Origin of the sequence: Paraburkholderia caffeinitolerans, from assembly GCF_902859945.1 — a bacterium.
Lineage (GTDB): Bacteria > Pseudomonadota > Gammaproteobacteria > Burkholderiales > Burkholderiaceae > Paraburkholderia > Paraburkholderia caffeinitolerans.
Genome location: NZ_CADIKL010000028.1, coordinates 52,376 through 74,542, shown reverse-complemented (window position 1 = coordinate 74,542; position 22,167 = coordinate 52,376). Strand labels below are relative to the sequence as shown.

General features: G+C 66.1%; 22 protein-coding genes and 1 pseudogene. 7 read left to right on the top strand and 16 right to left on the bottom strand.

All coding sequences use genetic code 11. The features are described from left to right. Positions 1-74 precede the first annotated feature (74 nt). Positions 75-908 carry an ABC transporter substrate-binding protein gene (locus HV773_RS24225; protein ID WP_129563749.1) on the bottom strand — a complete coding sequence of 278 codons (834 nt, stop codon included), beginning with the start codon at positions 906-908 and terminating at the stop codon, positions 75-77. A 305-nt stretch (positions 909-1,213) separates the two neighbouring features. On the opposite strand from HV773_RS24225, the gene HV773_RS24220 reads away from it, so the two are divergent. Further along, positions 1,214-1,681: a nucleoside deaminase gene (locus tag HV773_RS24220; protein WP_129563750.1), complete on the top strand. Its 468-nt coding sequence runs from the start codon at positions 1,214-1,216 to the stop codon at positions 1,679-1,681. A gap of 40 nt (positions 1,682-1,721) precedes the next feature. Here HV773_RS24220 and HV773_RS24215 read toward each other — a convergent pair whose 3' ends face one another. Then, positions 1,722-2,393: a Vgb family protein gene (locus HV773_RS24215; RefSeq protein WP_129563751.1), complete on the bottom strand. Its 672-nt coding sequence runs from the start codon at positions 2,391-2,393 to the stop codon at positions 1,722-1,724. 38 nt (positions 2,394-2,431) lie between these two features. Beyond that, positions 2,432-3,652 (bottom strand): helix-turn-helix domain-containing protein, encoded by a 1,221-nt coding sequence (locus HV773_RS24210; RefSeq protein WP_129563752.1) that lies wholly within the window; start codon positions 3,650-3,652, stop codon positions 2,432-2,434. Positions 3,653-3,790: 138 nt separating this feature from the next. Between HV773_RS24210 and HV773_RS24205 the strand changes: the two genes are divergently transcribed. After that, positions 3,791-4,555, top strand: coding sequence for a DUF899 domain-containing protein (locus tag HV773_RS24205; RefSeq protein ID WP_129563753.1), 765 nt, complete (start codon positions 3,791-3,793; stop codon positions 4,553-4,555). 16 nt (positions 4,556-4,571) lie between these two features. Further along, entirely contained in the window at positions 4,572-5,396 is an 825-nt protein-coding gene (locus HV773_RS24200; protein ID WP_129563754.1) for a DUF2182 domain-containing protein, read from the top strand. A 71-nt stretch (positions 5,397-5,467) separates the two neighbouring features. Here the strand turns inward: HV773_RS24200 and HV773_RS24195 are convergent, their stop codons facing one another. Beyond that, positions 5,468-5,716, bottom strand: coding sequence for a hypothetical protein (locus HV773_RS24195; protein ID WP_129563755.1), 249 nt, complete (start codon positions 5,714-5,716; stop codon positions 5,468-5,470). A 149-nt stretch (positions 5,717-5,865) separates the two neighbouring features. Next, on the bottom strand, positions 5,866-6,090 hold the full coding sequence (locus HV773_RS24190) for a hypothetical protein (RefSeq protein ID WP_129563756.1): 225 nt from the start codon (positions 6,088-6,090) through the stop codon (positions 5,866-5,868). Between the two features lie 299 nt (positions 6,091-6,389). On the opposite strand from HV773_RS24190, the gene HV773_RS24185 reads away from it, so the two are divergent. From HV773_RS24185 to HV773_RS24175, 3 genes are all read left to right on the top strand, one after another. Beyond that, positions 6,390-7,121, top strand: a complete 732-nt coding sequence (locus HV773_RS24185; protein ID WP_129563757.1) for a YceH family protein — start codon at positions 6,390-6,392, stop codon at positions 7,119-7,121. 109 nt (positions 7,122-7,230) lie between these two features. After that, positions 7,231-8,958, top strand: coding sequence for an IlvD/Edd family dehydratase (locus HV773_RS24180; RefSeq protein ID WP_129563758.1), 1,728 nt, complete (start codon positions 7,231-7,233; stop codon positions 8,956-8,958). A gap of 14 nt (positions 8,959-8,972) precedes the next feature. Then, positions 8,973-9,896: a dihydrodipicolinate synthase family protein gene (locus tag HV773_RS24175; RefSeq protein WP_174220094.1), complete on the top strand. Its 924-nt coding sequence runs from the start codon at positions 8,973-8,975 to the stop codon at positions 9,894-9,896. A gap of 182 nt (positions 9,897-10,078) precedes the next feature. Here HV773_RS24175 and hpaI read toward each other — a convergent pair whose 3' ends face one another. From hpaI to HV773_RS24140, 7 genes are read right to left on the bottom strand one after another with little or no spacing between them, the layout of a single operon-like run. Next, positions 10,079-10,855 carry a 4-hydroxy-2-oxoheptanedioate aldolase gene (gene hpaI, locus HV773_RS24170; RefSeq protein ID WP_129563759.1) on the bottom strand — a complete coding sequence of 259 codons (777 nt, stop codon included), beginning with the start codon at positions 10,853-10,855 and terminating at the stop codon, positions 10,079-10,081. Positions 10,856-10,897: 42 nt separating this feature from the next. After that, positions 10,898-11,701, bottom strand: a complete 804-nt coding sequence (gene hpaH / locus HV773_RS24165) for a 2-oxo-hept-4-ene-1,7-dioate hydratase (RefSeq protein WP_129563760.1) — start codon at positions 11,699-11,701, stop codon at positions 10,898-10,900. 21 nt (positions 11,702-11,722) lie between these two features. Next, on the bottom strand, positions 11,723-12,124 hold the full coding sequence (locus tag HV773_RS24160; RefSeq protein WP_129563761.1) for a 5-carboxymethyl-2-hydroxymuconate Delta-isomerase: 402 nt from the start codon (positions 12,122-12,124) through the stop codon (positions 11,723-11,725). 28 nt (positions 12,125-12,152) lie between these two features. Beyond that, positions 12,153-13,016, bottom strand: coding sequence for a 3,4-dihydroxyphenylacetate 2,3-dioxygenase (gene hpaD / locus HV773_RS24155; RefSeq protein WP_129563762.1), 864 nt, complete (start codon positions 13,014-13,016; stop codon positions 12,153-12,155). A 21-nt stretch (positions 13,017-13,037) separates the two neighbouring features. Continuing rightward, positions 13,038-14,495, bottom strand: a complete 1,458-nt coding sequence (hpaE, locus tag HV773_RS24150; RefSeq protein WP_129563763.1) for a 5-carboxymethyl-2-hydroxymuconate semialdehyde dehydrogenase — start codon at positions 14,493-14,495, stop codon at positions 13,038-13,040. An 11-nt stretch (positions 14,496-14,506) separates the two neighbouring features. Further along, a complete protein-coding gene (locus HV773_RS24145; protein WP_129563764.1) occupies positions 14,507-15,295 on the bottom strand; it encodes a fumarylacetoacetate hydrolase family protein in 789 nt (262 codons plus the stop codon). Continuing rightward, positions 15,292-16,077, bottom strand: coding sequence for a fumarylacetoacetate hydrolase family protein (locus HV773_RS24140; protein ID WP_129563765.1), 786 nt, complete (start codon positions 16,075-16,077; stop codon positions 15,292-15,294). The genes HV773_RS24145 and HV773_RS24140 overlap by 4 nt, the downstream gene beginning before the upstream one ends. Positions 16,078-16,266: 189 nt before the next feature. Between HV773_RS24140 and HV773_RS36965 the strand changes: the two are divergent. Continuing rightward, positions 16,267-16,437: pseudogene (locus HV773_RS36965) on the top strand (homoprotocatechuate degradation operon regulator HpaR); the annotation flags it as partial. Between the two features lie 76 nt (positions 16,438-16,513). Here HV773_RS36965 and hisC read toward each other — a convergent pair. The 4 genes from hisC to HV773_RS24120 form a co-directional block, all read right to left on the bottom strand. Further along, a complete protein-coding gene (gene hisC, locus HV773_RS24135) occupies positions 16,514-17,626 on the bottom strand; it encodes a histidinol-phosphate transaminase (RefSeq protein WP_129563766.1) in 1,113 nt (370 codons plus the stop codon). Continuing rightward, positions 17,619-19,052, bottom strand: a complete 1,434-nt coding sequence (locus HV773_RS24130) for an aldehyde dehydrogenase family protein (protein WP_129563767.1) — start codon at positions 19,050-19,052, stop codon at positions 17,619-17,621. The genes hisC and HV773_RS24130 overlap by 8 nt, the downstream gene beginning before the upstream one ends. A gap of 9 nt (positions 19,053-19,061) precedes the next feature. After that, complete coding sequence (locus tag HV773_RS24125) at positions 19,062-20,747, bottom strand: thiamine pyrophosphate-dependent enzyme (RefSeq protein ID WP_227875509.1); 1,686 nt, start codon at positions 20,745-20,747, stop codon at positions 19,062-19,064. A gap of 67 nt (positions 20,748-20,814) precedes the next feature. Then, positions 20,815-22,107, bottom strand: a complete 1,293-nt coding sequence (locus HV773_RS24120) for an MFS transporter (RefSeq protein ID WP_129563769.1) — start codon at positions 22,105-22,107, stop codon at positions 20,815-20,817. Positions 22,108-22,167 lie beyond the last annotated feature (60 nt).

Below are 22,167 nucleotides of genomic sequence, written 5' to 3'. Positions count from 1 at the left end.
ATCTGCCTCTGGGTAAAAGTCGGCCGCTTGCCGCTCCCGTTCTCCGGGAGCGGCTGGTGCTCAGCAATGCGCCATCACATCTGCGGATTGAGCGAATAGCGCGGCTCGACGCCGAACCACTTCTTGTACAACTGGGCGTTCTGCTTCGAAGCGTTGACGTTGAAGAGGAACAGGTTCAGGTAGTTGAGCCACACCTGGTCGCCGGCTTTCACGCCAAAGGCGTTGTATTCGAGCGGCACAAGCGCTTCGTTGGTGACGGCGAGATCCGGATCGAGCTTGGCCTGATAGGCGAGGAAGTTGTTGTCTTCGATCATCGCGTCGGCCTGCCCCTGCTTCACGGCCAGAATGGCGGCTTCCGAGCTGTCGTATTCCTGAATTTTCACCTGCATGTTCAGCGCCCGGACTTCGTCGCCGTTCGTCGATCCCTTGACGGTGGCGATCGTGCGGTTCGACATGTCCTTGATCGACTGGATCCCGCTGCTCTTCTTCACCAGCAGCGCCTCGCTCGCCACCACATAGGGCGTCGTGAAAGCGATTTCCTTGGCGCGCTCCATGTTGCGCGTGAAGTTGCAGAACACCACATCGACCTTGCCCGTCTGCAGATTGGGAATGCGGTTGGCGCTCGTGGTGTTCACCACCTCGAGCTTCACGCCCATTTCCTTGGCCAGTTCCTTCGCCAGATCCACGTCATAGCCGTCGGGCTGCCCGTCCTTGTTGTAGAAGCCGAACGGCGCGAACGTCAGGCAGTCGCCCACCCGCAAAGTCCCGCGCTGCAACACCCCTTGCAGCGTCGATGTCGCCGCCGCGTCCTGGCCCGTGGTGGGCACCTTCGTGCAGCCGGCGAGCGCCAGCAGGCCGGCCACGGCGAACATGCAGGCGAACTTTGCGCTTTGTTTGACGAGTTTCATTTTGCGATCCTGATCGGAGAGAAGGTGGCCCACGCTTATGTCCGATATATCGGACGACAGTCTGATGCGCCGGATTTGATGCAGTCTTTCACGGAAAAAATTTCCCGGCAATGGGGTATACGCGAGTACGTGCCAGAACGGCGCTCACGCCTCGTGAGGCCGCAATCGGGCGAAAAGCACACGGTGAATGCACCAGGCTGGGCGCAGGGAATTGGGCGAAGGTGGCGGAGTGCCGACGATAGAATGAAGCCCGCGCGCGGCTCAGGCGCGCGCACCGTACCGTCACAGTTCAAGGAGGGACTGCCATGACCTCAACAGAGCGCTTTCTACGCGAAGCCATCGAACTCGCGCACGCCAACGTCGAAAAAGGCGGCCGCCCGTTCGGCGCGGTTATCGTGAAAGACGGCGAGGTTCTCGCGAACGGCGTGAACGAAATCCTGCGCACGAACGACCCCACCTCGCACGCGGAAATGAACGCGATTCGCACGGCCAGCCAGAAACTCGGCTCGCCGAGTCTCGCGGGCTGCACCGTGTACGCGAGCGGCCATCCGTGCCCGATGTGTCTGGCGGCGATGCGCATGGCCGGCGTTGGCGAAGTGCATTTCGCCTATTCCAACGAAGACGCCGCGCCGTATGGATTGTCGACCGCAGCGGTTTATGCCGATCTCGCCAAACCGTTCGCAGAACAAACGATCAAGATCCGCCACGATCCGGTGCGCCTGGAGTCGAACACGGACCTCTATGCGGACTGGAAAAAACGCCAGGAAAAATAGCCCGGCGTCGTCATCGCGTAGTCATCGGTAGAAGCTTCGCTCAGGCAGCCGCTTCATCGTCCTCATGATGGGCGGCATCGCGCCTGGGCCGGCGCACCGCGCGGATTTTGCCGCTGTTGCCGCCGCCGCAGAAGAACTGCTCGCCACCATCCGACTCCAGCCCGGAAATCCCGATCCCCGGCGGCATGTCGAGCCGTTCGAGCACCTTGCCCGTGTTCGGGTCGATGTGCCGCAATTCGCTCTCGTCGCCTTCCCAGGTGGCGTGCCATAGCTCGCCGTCCACCCACGTCACGCCCGTGACGAAGCGGTTTGATTCGATCGTGCGCAGGATCTCGCCGGTCTGCGGATCGATCTGGTGGATCTTGCGCTCGCGGTACTCGCCCACCCAGAGCGTGCCGTCGGCCCATGCGAGCCCCGAATCGCCGCCTTTGCCCGGCGCGGGCAGTGTCGCGAGCACGCGGCCCGTCTGCGGATCGATCTTCTGGATGCGCGCCTCGGCGATCTGGTACAGGTGCTGACCATCGAAAGCCGTGCCCGCGTGCGCCGCCACGTCGAGCGAGCGCTGCGGCTCGCCGCTCTGCGGATCGAGCGCCGAGAGCCGGTCGCCGGTCGCGAACCAGACCTGGCTGCCGTCCCAGCTGACGCCGTTCACCTGCTCGACGCCAGGAAAAGGGCCGTACTCGCGAATGATGGTGGCATTGGCTCGCTTCATCGTTTGCTCCTGTCGGTCTGGGGGTCTATGCGTTCATCCTAGTCGCCTGGCAGCGGCGCGGGGAGTAACAAGCTGGTCGCGAATCCGGGCGCGGGCGGCATGGTCCAGCGGCGCGCGCGCCCCTGGCCGAACGCCTGCACCTTGCGCCCCGCCGCCAGCGCATCGAGCGCGCGCTGCACGGTGCGCTGGCTCGCGCCCAGCGCAAGCGCGAGCGCCGAACTCGACCACGACTCTCCATCCGCGAGCAGAGCAAGCACCGCTGCGTGCTGCTCCTCGACGGGCCGCGCCAGCACGACCACCTCGCGCGCATGATTGGGCGCGAGCGCGAAACCCTGCTGAGTGGCGTCGATATCGGCCACGCCTTTGAGCAAGCCGCGCAGCCGCCCGATCTCGACGCGCAGCCGCGCGCGGTGCGTTTCGTCGGCGTGCTTCATACGAAAAGCATGCGCGATGAGCGCGTCGCGCGGCACGTCGCCGGGCCACGCTTCGGCCAGCGCACGGGCCAACACGAACAGCACGGGCCGCCGCGCGAGCGGCACCCGCACCGCGCCCTGGCGCACGACATAACGGCACGCGTCGATCACCAATGCCGGCGAAGCCAGCAACGCTTCGACTTCTTCGAGCAGCAGCGCACGCGCCTCGCCCCGCGCGACGAGTCGCGCGGCGGGCGCTTCGAGCAGTTGCGCCGCGCTCTCGACCTCCGCGAGTAGCGGCGCGATGCGCGCAAGACGCGCCGCCTGCGCGGCAGCGGCCAACGCCTCGCGCGCCGCCTGGGTCTGGATGCGCCGCATCGCGATGCCCGCCGCAATCAGCGCGTGTGCCGCGCGCAACGCGGGCGGCAACGGTGCGGGATCGATGTCGGCGAGCAGGCTCTGTGCGTCGTCGAGCCGGCCGATCAGCAGCAGCCGGCGAATCTCCAGATAACGCGCATGCGCTGCGTTCAAGCGGTCGCCGTGCGCTTCGAGTGTGTCCCGCGCCGCATCGAGCGAAGCCACGGGCCAGCCGAGATCGCGCGAGGCCAGTGCGATTTCCGCTTGCGCGACGATGCAGCGTGCGCGGGCCACCGCTTCTCTAGCGCCGAACGCGCGCGCCGCACGGCGCAGCAGCACTTTTGCGCGCGCCAGATCGCCGAGCTGCGCCATGGCGATGCCACGCAGCGCAAGCGCAGGCGCGTCGTCGCGCAACGCGACGCGATTGAGCGCGCCGAGCGGGTCACCGGCGGCGAGCGCGCGCGCCGCCGCTGTGATCAACGAGTCCATGCTCATCGGAATCCCGACACACTTGTCACTCCCTCCCGTACCAAGGCCGGACCTAATCTACCACGGCATTCAGGCGTTTTTTTACGCACTGATGTCCACTGAGGTCCGCTCAGGCCGACATTGACACAGGAGGCAACGATGGCAACGCACACGACTGGAACGCGCGAGCAATGGCTCGCGGCAAGGCTCGAATTGCTCGCAGCCGAAAAGGAACTCACCCGGCGCAGCGATGCGCTCGCGCAGCAGCGCCAAGCGCTGCCATGGGTGCGCGTGGACAAGACCTACGCGTTCGAAACCGAACAGGGTCAGGCCACGCTGCCCGACCTCTTCGCGGGGCGCTCGCAACTGCTCGTCTATCACTTCATGTTCGGCCCCGACTACGCGGCGGGCTGCCCGTCATGCTCGGCGCTCGCCGATGGCTTCGCCGGCAGCGTCGCCCATCTCGCGAATCACGACGTGACGCTCATGGCCGTTTCGCGCGCGCCGCTCGCGAAGCTGCTGGCCTACCGGCAGCGCATGGGCTGGACCTTCGCGTGGGCATCGTCGCGCGGCAACGACTTCAACTTCGACTTCAACGTCTCGTTCACGGCCGAGCAGCAGCGCGAAGGCAGCATCGAATACAACTACGTGCGCAGCGGCCACGCAATGGACATGGACCCGCCGCCCGCGCCGGTCGCGCAGTTCGCGGCGAGCTGCGGCACCGACGCCGCCAGCTATACGCGCGACCGCCCCGGCATGAGCGCATTCGTGCTCGAAGACGGCGTGGTCTACCACACGTATTCGACCTACGCGCGCGGCCTCGACGGCTTGTGGAGCATGTACCAGTGGCTCGACCGCGCGCCCAGCGGGCGCAACGAAGCGGGCATCTGGTGGAAGCGGCACGACGAATACACCCGTCTCTGAAACCCCGGAGTTGGCCATGAACATCGTCGACATGACGCGCGTGTCCAGAGTCTCCCAGCGCACGGCGTCGAATCGCATGCTGATCGGCGCGGCGGCGCTGCTGTTCGCGGCGAGCGCGGCCGCGACGCTGCGGCGCTACGCGTACATGACGGCGATGAGCGGCACGCCGATGGCGGGACGCTGGATGCTCTCGGCCATCTGGACGCCGATGTGCGGGCAAACGTGGTGGCAGGCCGCCGCCTCGTTTGCCTCCATGTGGGCGGTGATGATGCCCGCGATGATGCTGCCGGTGCTCGTGCCGATGGTGTTGCGCGAGCGCGAAATGTGGCGCGATTCGTCGAGCCTTCAATCCGGATTGCTAACTATATGGATCGTTGCGGGCTATTTCATGTTCTGGATGCTGGCCGGCTTCGCGGTATTTCCACTGGGCAGCGCACTGGCCGCCATCGCGATACGCGTGCCCACGCTCGCTCACGCCGCGCCCGCCAGTGCGGGCGCGCTCGTCGTGCTCGCCAGCCTGCTTCAGTTCACGTCATGGAAAGCGCAGCGGCTTGCGTGCTGCCGCGCAATGCGCCGATGCGCGTCGCACGCGCCCCGTACGCCCAATAGCGCGCGCATGGCGCTGCACCGCGGACTGCGCCTCGGCCTGCAATGCGGGCTCTGCTGCGGCAACTGGATGGCGGTGCTGCTGGTGGTTGGCGTGATGGATCCGCGCGCGATGGCCGTTATCACGGCAGTCATCGCTGTCGAGCGCATCGCGCCGTGTCATGTGCGCGTGGCGCGCATCATTGGGCTAGCCGGCTTTATGGCCGGCGTGGCGACGATGGCGCACGGTCTGTGACGCCGCAAAGACCGGCGCACCTGAGGCAAACCTCTAAAAATCCGATGCAGCGAAGAAAGCCGCTGCCCGCGCTATTGCGACCAGCCTGTAACGCTCCGGGACTGGGTTCTCGACCCCGCGGCATGACCGCCGCCGCCATGCGACAGCCCCGCAAAACGCCGCTCGCCCACGGCGGCGCCCCACGCGACCACCCAGCGCGTCGCCATGACGCGCTCGTGGCTGGCATCTGCATCGATCTGAATCAGACGCTTCATCGCCAGGCTCAGGCGATGCATGGCGTAACGCTTGCGCCGCGTCTCGATCTCGGGGTGCGTGATCATCGTCAGACCTTTTCCGGTTGCGTGACTTGCAAGACAGAAGGCCGAGTAGACCAGAAAGTTTGTTCAGCAGGGACCGAATTTCAGCGTGGCCGCCGCATCGGCAAATGGCAGGCAGGGGCGCAGAACCTCGCGGGTCCGCACCCTATTTTTTACGAGGTGAGAACGGCGAGCGAACCCTCGCGAAGATCGCCAAGGGCGCGATCGCCGTCGCGCCAGGCTTCGGTTTCGTGCGTGAACGTGGTCTCGCTGTATGCGATGACCTTGAAACCGCTGCCACCGGCCCTCGGGATGGTGATGCCCCAATGCCAGCCGCCTTCCTGTTCGAAGACATGCAGCTTTGAGGATGAATACTGTGTTGGCGTTTCGGACGTCATGTTGGCACGCCCTCCTTTCGATGACTTTCCACGTCGTGAGCGGATTTGATCAGTGTAGGCATCATTTTGCTGCGCTGCAATAAGGATTGTTACCGACTATTTGCGCCACTGCACGCTTGTTGGTCCGGATATTGGGACTTCGAGAAAAGCCATCGCCACATCGCGTTGCAAAATGAAATAAAAATTACACCGCGTACAACGCCAAACCACTGATATGGGGGCCATGGCGGCGATACGCAAGGGCAAGCCGAGCAGGTATGATCGAATCCCGTTAAATAATTCCCTGCCGGACCCCGCTTATGAACACTCCTGCCGATGCTTCGCCGCCGCGCACGCTGCGTGCGCTCACGCCGCTTGAAGCGCGCATCGTCGGCGTGCTGATCGAGAAGCAGCACACCGTGCCGGACACCTACCCGCTCTCGCTGAATGCGCTCACCTCGGGCTGCAATCAGAAGACCGCGCGCACGCCCGTCATGAACGCGAGCGAGGCCGAGGTGCTGAGCGCCATCGAAGATCTCAAGCGGCTGAGTCTCGTGTTCGAAGGCAGCAGCAGCCGCGTGCCGCGTTTCGAGCACAACCTGAACCGCGTGCTTGGCGTGCCGGCGCAGGCCGTTGCGCTGCTTACGGTGCTCATGCTGCGCGGCGCGCAAACCGCCGCCGAACTGCGCCTGAATTCCGCGCGCCTCCACGGTTTCGCCGATGTGTCGTCGGTCGAGGCCTTTCTGAGCGAGCTGGCCGAGCGCGAGCCGCCGCTCGTGGTGAAGCTGCCGCGCGCGCCCGGCGAGCGCGAAAGCCGCTGGATGCACCTGCTGTGCGGCGAGGTAAGTGTAAGCGCTTACTCGCAGGCCGACGCGCAAGCGGGCGAGCGCGTGATGGGCAATGAGGCGGGCGGCGTATCGCTCGACGAATACGAGGCGCTCAAGGCCGAGCAGCAGCGCCTCGCCGATGAGGTCGCGGATCTGCGGATGCTGGTCGAGCGCATGGCCGGGGAACTGGGCATCTCGATAGAAAAGCGCTCAAGCGAGGAGTAATAACGCAGCGCCTGGTTTCCCACATAGGGGAATGCCGGACCAAATATTGACGCGCGATAGCGCCGTTTCTATGATCGTCCGGCAACGCAACCACACGGACAGGCGCGGCATGAACGATACCCCTCCCAAGCCCCTGCGAAGCCAGGCCTGGTTCGGCAAAGCCGACAAGGACGGCTTCATCCACCGTTCCTGGATGAAAAACCAGGGCATCCCGCACGATGCGTTCGATGGCCGCCCGGTGATCGGCATCTGCAACACGTGGTCGGAACTCACGCCCTGCAACGCGCATTTCCGCGAACTCGCCGAGTACGTGAAGAAAGGCGTCTACGAAGCCGGCGGCGTGCCGTTCGAATTCCCCGTGATGTCGCTCGGCGAATCGAATTTGCGCCCCACCGCGATGCTGTTTCGCAATCTCGCGTCGATGGATGTCGAGGAGTCGATTCGCGGCAACCCGATCGACGGCGTGATTCTGCTCGTCGGCTGCGACAAGACCACGCCGGCCTTGCTGATGGGCGCGGCGTCGTGCAACCTGCCCGCGCTCGCCGTCTCGGGCGGGCCGATGCTGAACGGGCGCTTCCGGGGGCGCGAGATCGGCTCGGGAACGGGCGTGTGGCAAATGTCCGAGGAAGTGCGCGCCGGCACCATGACGCAGGCGGAGTTTATCGAGGCGGAGTCGTGCATGAACCGCTCGCGCGGCCATTGCATGACCATGGGCACGGCGTCCACGATGGCGTCGATGGTCGAGGCGCTCGGCATGGGGCTGCCGCACAACGCGGCGATTCCCGCCGTCGACGCGCGCCGCCAGGTGCTCGCGCAGCTCGCGGGCCGGCGCATCGTCGATATGGTGCGCGAAGACCTCACGATGTCGAAGATCCTCACGCGCGAGGCGTTCGAAAACGCCATCCGCACCAACGCCGCGATTGGCGGTTCGACCAACGCGGTGGTCCACCTGATCGCGCTGGCGCGGCGCATTGGCGTGCCGCTCTCGCTCGACGACTGGGAGCTCGGCTCGGACGTGCCCTGCCTCGTGAATCTCCAGCCCTCGGGCCAGCACCTGATGGAAGATTTTTACTACGCGGGCGGCCTGCCCGCGGTGCTGCGGCAACTGGGCGAGCACGGCCTGCTCCATCGCCAGGCGCTCACGGTCAACGGCAAGACGATCTGGCAAAACGTCGAGGACGCGCCGAACTACAACCACGAGGTCATTACGCCGCTCGACCAGCCGTTCAAGCCGAAGGCCGGCATCGCGGTGCTGCGGGGCAACCTCGCGCCCGATGGCGCCGTCATCAAGCCCTCGGCGGCGACGCCCGGGCTGCTCAGCCATCGCGGGCGCGCGGTGGTGTTCGAGAACGTGGAGGAACTGCACGAGAAGATCGACGACGAGTCGCTCGATATCGACGAGTACTGCGTCATGGTCCTCAAGGGCGCGGGGCCGAAGGGCTACCCCGGGTTCGCCGAGGTCGGCAACATGCCGCTGCCGAAGAAGGTGCTGCAAAAAGGCATCACCGACATGGTGCGCATCTCGGACGGCCGCATGAGCGGCACCGCGTATGGCGCGGTGGTGCTGCACGTGTCGCCCGAAGCGGCGGCGGGCGGTCCGCTCGCGCTGGTGCAAACGGGCGACATGATCGAGCTCGACGTCGCGGCGCGCCGCCTGCATCTCGACGTTTCCGATGAAGAACTCGCGCGCCGCAAGGCCGAATGGAAAGCGCCGCCGCTGCCTGAGCGCGGCTACTACCGGCTCTATGTCGAGCACGTGCTGCAGGCCGACCAGGGCGCGGATCTCGATTTCCTCGTGGGCGCGAGCGGCGCAGCGGTTCCGCGCGATTCGCACTGATGAGCGCGGCGTCGATGGCAAACGCGCATCCCCACCCAAAGATCGGGTTAGCTGGCATCTACCCAATCCTCTACGCGTTTTTCGATCGCGAAAACCGGCTCGACCGCGCGGCCATGCGCCGCCAGGTCGAAGCCGTTGTGCGCGCCGGCGCGCCCGGCATCGCCATGCTGGGACTCGCCACGGAGGTCAACAAGCTCTCGCGCGCCGAACGCGAACAAGTGCTCGACTGGGCGCGCGAAGATAGCGGCGGCGCGTTGCCGCTCGCGGTCACGATCAGCGGCCCGACGGTCGAGGCCCAGCGCGACTTCGCGCAGCACGCCATCGAGCGCGGCGCGGCATGGCTGATCCTGCAGCCGCCCGTGCTTCCACCCGGTGAGCCCACGCGGCCCGAATCGTTCTATTTCGACTTCTTCGCGGAGGTGATGGCGGGCCTGACCGTGCCGGTCGGCATCCAGAACGCGCCCGAGTATCTGGGCGTCGGCCTCTCGCCGGCGCGTTTGCGCGCGCTTGCGGCGCAGTGCCCGAACTTTCGTGTGCTCAAAGGCGAAGGACCCTCGGTCACGATTCAGGAGACGGTCTCGCAAGTGGGCGATCTCATGCCCGTGTTCAACGGCCGTGGCGGCATGGAACTGCTCGACAACCTGCGCGCGGGCTGCGCGGGCATGATCGTCGCGCCCGACTGCTCCGATTGGCAGCAGCGCATCTACCAGGCGTTCCGTGCGGGTGACGTCGATCTCGCGGAAGACCTGTACCGCCAGGTGCTGCCCGCGATCGTGTTCGTCATGCAGTCGCTCGATACGCTGATCTGCTACGGCAAGCGCATTGCCGCGTGGCGCATGGGCATCGAGGTCGAGCACGAGCGCGACGTGAAGCTCGCGCCAAGCCGCTTCGGCATCGAGGCGGCCTGGCGCTTCGCGCAGCGACTAGGCCCACTTTGATGGCAAAAATAAAAACTGTCAGAAACGCACACGGAGGAGCGAGACTTTTGAAGTCGGTACGAAAGTGCCAAAACGCCCATTATTGAGCGGCTCACGCTCGATTAAAACGCGGAATCCGGCGGGCCGGAGCAGCCCATGAGCGGCCGGGCAGGACGCCGTGCGCGACGCTCTCGCTGGCACGGTCAGGCGGCAGGCTCGCGGAACGCCGCGGCCAGTTCGCTCGCGCTGCGCGCAAGCAGCGCAACGTCGCTGCCTACTGCGACGAAGGTTGCACCAGCCTGCAAATATTCGTGAGCGATCGCGCGGTCGGCGGCCAGCACGCCTGCGGCTTTGCCATGCGCGCGCACGGCGTGGATGCCTGCGACGATCGCTTCGCGCACCGCGGGGGCGCCGGGTTGCCCGAGCAGGCCCATCGAAGCGCTCAGGTCCGCCGGGCCGAAGAACACGCCGTCCACGCCGTCTACCGCGGCAATCTCGTCGAGCTGCGCAAGCGCATTGGCCGCCTCCACCTGCACCAGCAGGCAGAGCCCATCCCCGGCGCGATGCAGATAATCGGCGGCGCCGTTCCAGCGCGACGCGCGCGCGAGCGCGCTGCCCACGCCGCGAATGCCGAGCGGCGGATAGCGCGTGGCGGCGACAGCGGTGCGCGCGTCGTCGGCGTTTTCGATCATGGGCACGAGCAACGTTTGTGTGCCGATGTCGAGCAACTGCTTGATGACGGCCGCGTCGTTGCGTACCGGTCGCACGATCGGGTGCGTGGGATACGGGGCCGCCGCCTGCAATTGCGCGAGTGTGCTGCGCAGGTCGTTGGGCGCGTGCTCGCCGTCGATCAACAGCCAGTCGAAGCCCGTGCTCGCGAGCAGCTCGGTGACGTACGAGTCGGCGAGCGCGGCCCACAGGCCGATTTGCGGGCGCCCTTGCGAGAGTGCGCGCTTGAACGGATTGTCAAGTGTTTGCATGGGAATCCTTACTGATTCTGCGTGAAAGGCAAAACGCTACGATCAGACGAAATTAAAGCCGATGCCACCAAGCGGCCCGTAGTCTGCATGGAAGGTGTCGCCCGCGCGTGCGGTAATGGGCGCGGTGAACGAGCCGCTCAGAATCACGTCGCCGGCTTCGAGGCGTTCGTCATGGCGCGCGATCTTGTTCGCGAGCCAGGCCACGCCCGTGGCCGGATGATTGAGCACGGCCGCGGCGAGCCCGCTTTCCTCGACCGCGCCGTTCTTGTAGAGCAGCGCGCCTACCCAGCGCAGGTCGACGTCGAGCGGCTTCACCGGGCGGCCGCCCAGCACCACGCCCGCATTCGCGGCGAAGTCGGAGATCGTGTCGAACACCTTGCGCGGCGCCTTCGTTTCGCGGTCGAACTGCTCGATGCGCGCGTCGATGATTTCGATCGCGGGCGTGACGTAAGCGGTGGCGTCGAGCACGTCGAACAGCGTGACGTTGGGGCCTTGCAGCGGGCGGCTCAGCACGAAGGCGAGCTCCACCTCCACGCGCGGCGCGATGAAGCGATCGGCGCGAATGTCGCTGCCGGCTTCGATGAACATGCTGTCAAGCAGCGGCGCGTAATCGGGTTCGTCGATTTGCGAGGCGCGTTGCATCGCGCGCGACGTGAGACCGATCTTGCGGCCCTTGATCGTGTGGCCCGCCGCGAGCTTGAGCTTGACCCACTCGCGCTGGATCGCATAACCGTCGTCGATCGTCATCGACGGATGGGTGCGCGAGAAGTGGCGCAGTTGGGTGCGCGTGCGTTCGGCTTCGTCGAGCTGCGCGGCCAGCTCGCGAATGAGTTGCGGATCTAGCATGTCGAATTCCGTGGTTGGCGTTCAGGTCTTGAGGCGGGCGTGCAGGTTGTTGTGCTTCCACGCGCCCTCTTCGCTGAACTCGACGATCTCCAGCGAGAGCGCGAGCCCGTGCGCGTCGAACGCCACGGCAAAGTGCTGCTTGATGGCTTCGAAGAGCGCGTCGCCGGTGGCGCGGCGCACTTCGGGCGAGCGGCCCGCGCCGATCTTCAGGCAGCCGTGCAGGAAGGCGTGGTGCGGGTCGCCGTCGGCGACGAAGTACTGCTCGCAACGCAGTGCGCGCGTGCGGATGCCGCCGCGCGGGTACACGCGTGCGCCGCTCGCGTCGCGCTGGGCGTCGAGCACCTGCGCGAGCGTGGCGCACAGTGCGCCGATGCTCGCCTCGTCGGCGAGATTGGCGCTGTATTCGAGGGTGAGATGCGGCACGAGGCGCTCCTTCGAAATTTAGACGGGATCAGGCGGGCAGCGGCGTGACCGGAAAAATCGCGTTGATCTGCCCGGTGCCGGAGCTGCCGAAATACGGCGTGACGACTTCGGCGCGGCCTTCGTAGCGGTCCCAGCCGAGCGCGCCCAGCAGCATCGCGGTATCGTGCATGCCGCCTTCACCCCAGCACTTTTCGGCGTAGAGCGGCAGCATTCCGCAAAAGGTCTTCCAGTCGCCGCGCTCCCAGAGCGAGACCACATGGCGGTCCGTCTCTTCCAGGAACGGGTCCCAGACCTTGTGCATGAACTGCTCGGCCGTGCCGTTATTCGCGAAGTGATGGCTCAGCGAGCCGCTCGCGAGAATCGCGACGGTGCCGTCGTAGCGCTCTTCGATCGCCTTGCGCACCGCGAGCCCGAAACGCACGCTCGTGGCGAGGTCGTGCCACACGCACCAGCCTGCGACGGACACCGTTTTGAAGTGCTGGTCGGCGTTCATGTAGCGCATCGGCACGAGCGTGCCGTATTCGAGTTCGAGCGTGGTCTCGCTATGCGCGCGGCTCTTCACGCCCATTTCGTTGGCGACATCGGCAATCAGATGGCCTAGCGCGGGATTGCCCGGGTACGCGTACGGCATGTTCTTGATGAAATGCGGCAGCTCGTTGCTCGTGTAATTGCCTTCGAAATGCGACGCGCAGTTGATGTGATATTCGCTGTTCACGAGCCAGTGCACGTCGAACACGACGATCGTGTCCACGCCCAGTTCGCGGCAGCGCCGGCCGATTTCGCGGTGGCCGTCGATGGCGGCCTGGCGGCAACCCTTGTGCGGCCCGTCGAGTTCGGAAAGGTACATCGACGGCACATGCGTAATTTTGGCCGCCAGCGCGAGTTTGCCCATTGTGGTCTCCTCCAGTGTGGCTCAGGCGCCCCAGCGCGGAATGTGATGCGAGCCCATCGACACGCAGACGTTCTTCGGTTCGAGAAACACCTCGTAGCTCCAGGTGCCGCCTTCGCGGCCCACGCCCGAAGCCTTCGAGCCGCCGAACGGCTGGCGCAGATCGCGCACGTTCTGGCTGTTCACGAAGCACATGCCCGCTTCGACGGCAGCGGCCACGCGCAGTGCGCGCCCCGTGTTCTCGGTCCACACGTAGCTCGACAGGCCGTAGGCGATGTCGTTCGAGATGCGGATGGCGTCGGCTTCGTCGTCGAAAGGGATCAGGCACGCGACCGGCCCGAAGATCTCCTCCTGCGCGATGCGCATGCGGTTATCGACATCGACGAACACCGTGGGTTGCACGAAATTGCCCTGTTTCAGGGCATCGGGCAGCGCGGGCGCATCGAGCCCGCCGCACGCGAGCGTTGCGCCTTCCTTCGGCCCGAGTTCGATATAGCTGCGCACCTTGGCGAGATGGCCCTGGCTGATCATCGGGCCGACCACGGTTTTTTCGTCGAGCGGATCGCCCACGGTGATGCGTTTCGCACGCTCGACAAAGCGCGCGGCGAACTTCGCGTAGATCGAGCGCTGCACGAGAATGCGCGAGCCCGCCGTGCAGCGCTCACCATTGTTCGAGAAGATCATGAACACGGCGGCATCGAGCGCGCGCTCGAAGTCGGCGTCGTCGAAGATCACGAACGGCGACTTGCCGCCCAGCTCCATCGAAAACTTCTTGAGGCCAGCGGTCTGCACGATGCGGTTGCCCGTGGCCGTCGAGCCCGTGAACGAGACCGCGCGCACGTCGGGGTGCGCGACGAGCGGCTCGCCCGTCTCCTGGCCGAAGCCGTGCACGACGTTCAGCACGCCTGATGGAATACCCGCTTCGAGCGCAAGCTGGCCGAGCATAGAAGCCGTGAGCGGCGAAAGCTCGCTCATCTTGAGCACCGCGGTGTTGCCGAACGCAAGACAGGGCGCCACTTTCCAGGTGGCCGTCATGAACGGCACGTTCCAGGGCGAGATGAGTGCGCACACGCCCACGGGATGAAACAGCGTGTAGTTCAAATGCGTGCTGGTTGGGTAAGTGTGGCCGTCCACCGCCGTGCACATTTCGGCGAAGTAGGTGAAGTTGTCGGCGGCGCGCGGCACGAGCTGCTTGCCCGTTTGCGAAATGGTCTGGCCCGTGTCCTTCGTCTCGGTCAGCGCGATCTCTGGCACGTTCTTCGCAATCAGCTCGCCCAGCTTGCGCACGAGTTTCGCGCGCTCCGCCGCCGGCTTCGCGGCCCACGCGGGAAAGGCGCCTTTCGCGGCGCGCACGGCAAGGTCGATCTCTTCCGCGCCGCCGCGCGCGACCTCCGCGAGCACTTCCTGGTTCGCGGGATTCACGGTTTCGAAGTAGTCGCGGCCCGTATGGGCGCGGCCGTCGATCAGGTGTTCGATGCGCATAGCGTTCTCGCTTACGTCTGTTGCGTCTGGGGAGCGCGGCCGAACTCGGCGTCGGACGCGATCGTGTTGACAAGGCGGCCGAGGCCGTCGATTTCGCAAATCACTTCGTCGCCGGCATTCACGTTGACGACGCCTTCGGGCGTGCCCGTGAGAATCACGTCGCCGGGCGCGAGCGTCATGAAGCCGCTCAAATACTCGATCAGTTCGGCAATGCCGGTGACGAGGTCGCGCGTGTTGCCGTGCTGCTTCAGTTCGCCGTTCACCCAGGTGCGCAGTTCGAGCGCGTTGACGTCGGCGATATCGGCGGCGTCGACGAACCACGGCCCGAGCACGGTGCCGCCATCGCGGTTCTTCACGCGCAGGTTCGGGCGATAGTAGTTCTCCAGATAGTCGCGGATCGCGTAGTCGTTGGCGATGGTGTAGCCCGCGACGTGCTGCATGGCGTCTTCGCGCTTCACGTTCTGCGCCGTGCGGCCGATCACGACCGCCAGCTCGCACTCGTAGTGCATGAACGTAACGTCGGCGGGGCGGCGCGTGACGCCGCGATGCCCGATCACGCTGCCCGGCCCCTTGAGGAACACTAGCGGCTCTTCCTGCTTCGTGAATTGCAGTTCCTTGGCATGCTCGGCGTAGTTCAGGCCGAGTGCGAAGATCGTGCCGGGCTCGAACGGCGCGAGCCAGACCACTTCGTGCTCTTCGCGCACGCGGCCGTCGGCAAGGCGCACGCGCGCGTTTTCCAGGGGACCTTCAGGTCTTGCTTCGTGGATGGCGCCTGCGTAGGCAACGCGTCCTCGCATCATGCTGGTGCTCCTTGCGTGGCGGTGTGTGCTGCCGTTTGCGGCGCGATGAATTCGATGGCGAGCGCGGGCCAGTCGGCAATGGAAATCGTTGCGCGCGCACCGGCATGCGCGATGGGCGCGCCGTGCGGCATGCCTAGCGTGAGCACATCGCCTGCTGAAAGCGTCATGAAGTCGGTCACGTCCGCAAGCAGTTGCGCGACGCCGCGCACGCACGAGGACGTATTCGCGCTGAAGCGCGGCTTGCCCTCGATATCGACATGGATCGCGAGCCGGTCCGGATCGGCGACATGCCTGCGCGCCTGCACCGTGGGACCGATCACGCAAAAGCCGTCGCGAGCGCGAAAGCGCACGGACGGACGATAGACGCTCTCGTGCGGCACGCTGAGGTCGGCGACCAGCGTGTAGCCCGCGATGTAATCGAACGCTTCATGCGCCTTGACGCGCACAGCAGTGCGGCCGATCACGATGCCGAGCGACGCGCCCACCTGAACGCCTTCCGCGCCCGGCACGCTCACGCGCGCGCCATGGCCGGCGAGCGTATTGCGCGGCTTCAGATAGAGGATGGGCGCGCGCGGCGGCGCTTTGTAGGGCGCGGCATTCACGGCGTCGCCCAAGGCTTCCAGCGCGGCGCGGTCGTTGAGCAGCGTCCCGTACACGGCACCGGACACGGGCGCGCGGCAACGGGCGCCACCCGCAAGCAGCGCGCGCGTCGCGCCGGCGCTCACGTCGCGCGGCAGGGCCTCGCCTTCGAGATGCAGCAGATGGTCGGCCAGTGAAAACATGGTGTGGTTCGCCTTCCCGAAAACACTAATATGTGAGTGATTCTGCGCTTGCGATGATCGAGCGTCAACCATCGATGAAGATTTTGCGGGTTTCCCCTGGTCCCGGCCCCGGGCAGCCGCGTATTGAACGAAGCCGCCGTGTCCGATTCCTCCCGCGCGTCCACCCGCGTTGCACACCGCAACCTGCCCATGCGTCTTTTGCACGCGCGCGAAAAGATGATGGCGCGATTCCGTCCATTGATCACGGCGCATGGGCTCACGAAGCAGCAATGGCGCGTGATTCGCGCGCTCAACAAGGGCGGGCCGCTGGAGCCGCGCCAGATCTCCGATCTGTGCACGATTTCGGGCCCGAGCGCAGCGTTACCAGCGCCGCGCCCACGGGTGAGCAACACGTCGGTAGCTGACCGCCAACACGTTCAGCCTTCGCGCCTGCCGCTCACGGCTCCATCGCCGACTTCAATGCAGCCAGACAGCGCACGTTCTCCTCTTCGGTGCCAACCGAAATCCGCAGCCATTGGGGCAGCCCATAGACGCCTACCGGCCGCACGATGACGCCCTGACGCAATAGCCTCGTGTTGATCGCGGCGGCATCGCCTACCTGAGCGAGCACGAAGTTCCCTCGCGAGCGCAAGTACGGCAGACCTAGCGCGTCGAGCCCCGCATACCACTGCGCGAGCCCACGCTCATTCGCCATGCGGCTGCGCGCGAGGAATGCCTCGTCGTCGAGTGCGGCCACGGCCGCGCGTTCGGCCTGCTCCGTCACCACGAACGCCGGCCGAATACGGTTGAGCAACGCGGCCAGCGGCGCCTGAGCAATGCCGTAGCCCACGCGCAGCCCTGCCAGCCCATAGGCCTTGGAAAAGGTGCGCGTCACGATCAGGTTCGGAAAGCGGCGCACCCATGCGAGGCTGTCGTAGTGGTCGGCGTCGGGCAAGTACTCGTAATACGCTTCGTCGAGCAAAACCGGCACGTCACGCGGCACGCGGGCGATGAAGCGCTCGAGCGCCGCGCCCGGCACGAACGAGCCCGTGGGGTTGCCGGGATTGGCGATATAGACGAGCGACGTGTCGCTGTCGATCGCCCCGAGCATGGCATCCAGATCGCAGCCATGCTCGCGCGCCGCAACAACCTTGTGCTGCGCGCCAGTGCGCTGCACGGCGTTGATGAATGCCTGGAACGAGTACTGCGCGTAGAGCGCGTGGCGGCCGGGTTCGAGAAACGCGGTCGCGGCGAGCCCCAGCACGCACTCCGAGCCATTGCCCAGCACCAGCCAGTTGGCCGGCACATCGAGCTTGCGCGATAGCGCTTGAACGAGCGCGTGGCAGTCGTTGTCGGGATAGCGCGCGGCTCCGTGTGCGGCCTGGGCGAGCGCGGCCCGTGCCGCCTCGCTCATGCCAAGCGGATTCTCATTCGACGCGAGCTTGACGATCGCGTCCGGATCCACGCCAATTTCGCGTGCGAGTGCGTCGATCGGCTTGCCGGGCTGATAAGGTCTGGACTCCAGAATGTGTGCCGGCAGCCGCAGCGTCAAGTCGTTGGTATCAGTCATGGGTACAACCTCCCTGGATGGCCTTCAATTCAAAAAATTCCTCGACGCCGTAGCGCCCGTTTTCACGCCCGATGCCCGATTGCCGGTAGCCGCCGAACGGTGCGGCAAGGTTCTGCGGCGCGCCATTGATCACCACCTGTCCGGTGCGCAAGCGCCGCGCGACGGCCAGCGCGCGCGCGGCGTCGGCGCTCCAGACGCCTCCCGACAAACCATAAGGCGTGCCGTTGGCGATGGCCACGGCCTCGTCTTCGTCGTCGTAGGCCATGAGCGCCAGCACAGGGCCGAAGACCTCCTCGCGCGCGAGCGACATATGCGGCGTGACGCCGGAGAACACCGTCGCGCGTACGAAATACCCTCGCGCGTGACCTTCGGGGCGGCCGGGGCCGCCCGCCACCAGCCGCGCCCCTTCGGCCAGCGCCGTCTCGATGTGACGCTGCACCGTTTCGAACTGGCGCTGGTTCGCGACCGGCCCGAGCCGCGTCCCGGGATTGACGGGATCGCCAACCGTCCAGCCTTGCGCATATTTCGCGCACTCGGCCTCGACTTCAGCGAGTCTCGCGCGCGGCACGAGCAGCCGCGTCTGCGCGGCGCAGATCTGGCCGCTGTTCGTGAAGCATTGGCGCAGCACGGTCTGAACGGCATCGGCAAGCGGTGCGTCGTCGAGCAGAATCGTCGCCGATTTGCCGCCCAGTTCCAGCGCGAGCTTTTTCACCGTGTCGGCCGCCACATGCGCGACGGCGCGCCCCCCTGCCACGGAGCCCGTGAAGCTCACCATGTCGACATCGGGGTGGGCCGCGAGCGCCGCGCCCGTGCGCGGTCCGTCGCCCCACACGAGATTGAAAACGCCCGGCGGCAGGCGGGCTTCATGCACGATCCTCGCGAAACGCCGTGCCGCCAGCGGGGCGAGCTCGCTTGGCTTGAGCACGACGGTGCAGCCGGCCGCGAGCGCCGCCCCCACCTTGGCGACGATCTGATGCAAGGGAAAATTCCACGGCGTGATAGCCGCCACCACGCCCACCGGCTCGCGCACGATCAGCGAATGCTCGACGCGCGTTTCAAGGCTCATCTCGCCGATCGCCTCGATCGCGAGTTCGAGATTGCGCAGCGGCATGGGCACCTGCATCTGGCGCGACACCCACAGTGGCGCGCCAATCTCCGTCGCGAGATCGGCGGCGAACGCCTCGGCCTCGCGTGCCATCGCGTCACGCACACGGCCCAATGCCGCGCAACGTTCGGCAACGGGCGTGGCGCTCCAGCCATCGAACGCGCGGCGCGCGGCGGCTACCGCCAAGTCCACGGCCGATGCATCGCAGACGGCAACCGAGGCGAATTGGCGTTCGGTGCACGGGTCATATGCGGCGAGCGTGGCGTCTGGGTCCACCGGAACCCAGCGGCCGTCGCAATAGAAAGTGTCGATCTTTTCCACGGCCCCTCCTCACGCGGCCTTGGCGGGTTCGCCCAGCGGATTCGGCGGCGCCTCGCGGCCCGCGAGCTTGAGCGGTGCCTTCAGGCGGAACAGGTGCCAGGGGCTCGGCATTTCGCCGACCTGCGCTTCGATGACCACCGGCGCGCGCGCCGCGATCGCGTTTCGCACGGCGCCCTCCAGCTCAGCGGGATTGCGCACGCGCTCGAAGTCCAGATCGAAGGCCGCAGCGAGCCGGTCGAAATGCGGATTGCAGAGCTCGACCGCGATGTTCTCGCCGAACGTCTGCTTCTGGATCGTGCGCACATTGCCGAAATGGCCGTCGTTGAACACGACGGTGACGAGCCCCATGCCGTACTTGCGCGCGGTAGCGAGCTCCTGCATGTTCCAGCCGAAGCCGCCGTCGCCGTTGATGCTGACGACCGCGCGCCCGGGATTGCCCGCCGCCGCGCCGAGTGCCGTCGCAAAGCCGTAGCCGAGCGTGCCCTGATAGCCCGGCGTGACGAAGGTGCCCGGCTGGTAGACGGGATACATCAGTCGTGCGAAGTAACCCACCTGCGTGAGCTCGTTCACGAGAATGCCGTCGTCGGGAATCGCATTGCGCAGCGCGCGCGTGTAAGCGCTCTGCGGCTCGATCTCGTCGGCCTGGCGCTGCGCCCAGGCGCGCACCACTTCGAGGTCGGCAGGCGGCGTGCGGTGCGTGGCGCTCAGTGCGTCGCTGAGTGCATCGAGGCCGAGCCGCGCATCGCCGGCAATGCCCAGACCCGGCGCACGCGGCGCGGACCAGTCGGCGGCATCGGCATTCAGGTAGATATAGCGGATGCCGGCAGCGGGCCACGACGGCGCGGGCTGCATGATGTCGAGAAAGCGGCTGCCCACCACGAGCACGACATCGGCGTGGGGAAACACGGCACGGCCACCGAGCGTGTTCAGCGCGAGCGGATGGCGGCTCGACAGCGCGCCTTGTGCGTTGTCGTCAAGCACCACCGGCGCCTGCAGCTTCTCCGCGCAACGGCGCAGCGCGTCGCTCGCGCCCGCAGCCAGCACGCCGCCGCCCGCATAGATCACCGGAAAGCGCGCGCCTTCGAGCAGCGCTGCCGCCTTCTCGATCGCGGCCTGATCGGGGCGTACGCGCCCGGCGTCGTCCTCGCCTGCCGGCGGGTCGATCAACGCAATGTCGGCGCTCGCGCTGAGCAGGTCGTGCGAAATCTCGATGCCCACCGGGCGCGGCCGGCCACTGCGCAACTGCTTCACCGCTTCGCGCACGAGCGCGGGAATCGCTTGCGGGGTGGCGGCGTTGCCCTGCCACTTCGTCACGCTCGCGAGCACCTGGGTCTGGTTCGGGATTTCATGCAGGAGTCCATAACCACGGCCCACGCCGCTCGAATGAATATTGCCGCTGATCGCCAGCACGCGCGAATTGCACGCGTACGCCGTCGAAAGACCGGCCATCGCATTGAGCAGCCCAGGGCCTGGCACGACCATGCTCACGCCGATGCGCCCCGTAGTGCGCGCATAGCCGTCGGCCATGTAGGCCGTTGCCTGCTCATGGCGCGGCACCCAGTAGCGGATCCGCTCGCTCTCCTGGCGCAGCGCTTCCACTGCCCAGTCGAGTTGCACACCCGGGATGCCGAAAATATCAGTGACGCCTTCGCGCAGCAGTTGCTGTACGAGCGCTTGCCCGCCTGTCATGTTCATGGCCAGATTCCTTTTGAGTATCGAAGAAAGAATGCGCGAGCGGCAATGCCGCGCGCAGGTCAGTTAGTTAGTTATGCAGCGGGGTATCGGTCACAGGCTGCGGCTCGCAAGCGCCGCCAGCCAGCTTCAAGGCGGCGGCCAGACCCAGCGCCGCGCCGAAGATCACGTACCAGGCGGGCGCCATGCGGTCGCCGGTCGTCACGATCAGCCAGGTCACGATCAGCGGAGTGAAGCCGCCGAAAATCGTGGTCGAGACGTTGTAGCTGACCGCGAGACCGCTGGAGCGCCCGTGAATCGGAAACATCTCGGCGAGCGCGGTGGAGAGCGGCCCGAGCACAGCCGCGCCGAGCACGCCGAAGATCAGCTCGATCATGAGCAGCGTGGCGAGCGTGGGTACCGCCTTCAGCCACGCGAAACAGGGCCACGCAGCAAGCAGGCTGCCCACGAACCCCCATGCAAGGACGCTCCTGCGCCCAGTCCGGTCGGAGAGCGCGCCGAACGCCGGGCACGCGAGAATGCGCACCACGCCCGACAGCGCGATCACGACGAACGGCGTGCCCGCGGACATATGCAGGTAGTTCACTGCGTAGGTCGGCATATAGATGTTGAAGACGAACTGCATGATGGTCGTGCCCGCCACCAGTGCGCCCGCAATCGTCATCTCCCGCCAGTAGCCGCTCAGCAGTTTCCCGAACGGCAGCTTGCCGCCGGATTCCATCGTCTTGCGGAATACCTCGGGTTCATCGACGCGATGACGGATGTAGAGCCCGACCGGACCGATCAGTAGTCCGAACAGGAACGGCAGGCGCCAGCCCCACGATTCGAGCTGCGCGGGCGTGAGCCCCTGGGTGATCAGCACGCCCGCAAGCGATGCGAGCACGCCGGCCACGGCCTGCGCGAACATCTGGAAGCTGCCGAACAAGCCCTTCTGGTTGGCGGGCGCGTATTCGATCAACATCGACGTCGCGCTGCCGAACTCGCCGCCCGCCGAGATCCCTTGCAGCACGCGCGCGAGCACCATGATGATCGTCGCCGCCACGCCGGCCTGTGAGTAAGTGGGCGCAAAGCCGATCATCGCGGTGGCCACCGTCATCATCACAATCACGAGGAGCAGGGCCGCCTTGCGCCCGACCCGGTCCGCATAGATGCCGAGCACGATGCCGCCAACCGGGCGCGCGACGAACGAGACGCCGAACGTCGCCGCCGTGAGCAGCGTGGCCGACATGCCCGCGCCGACCGGAAAGAAATGGCGCGAGATCACGCCCATCAAATAACCGAACGCAATGAAGTCATACCACTCCAGCACGTTGCCGACCGTCGACGCGAAAATCACGCGCCGGTATTTAAGCAGTTCCTGCATGTCTCCAATCTCCTATGAGGTCACTTCTGAATCTCGCAGGCGCATGCGGCACATCCTCGT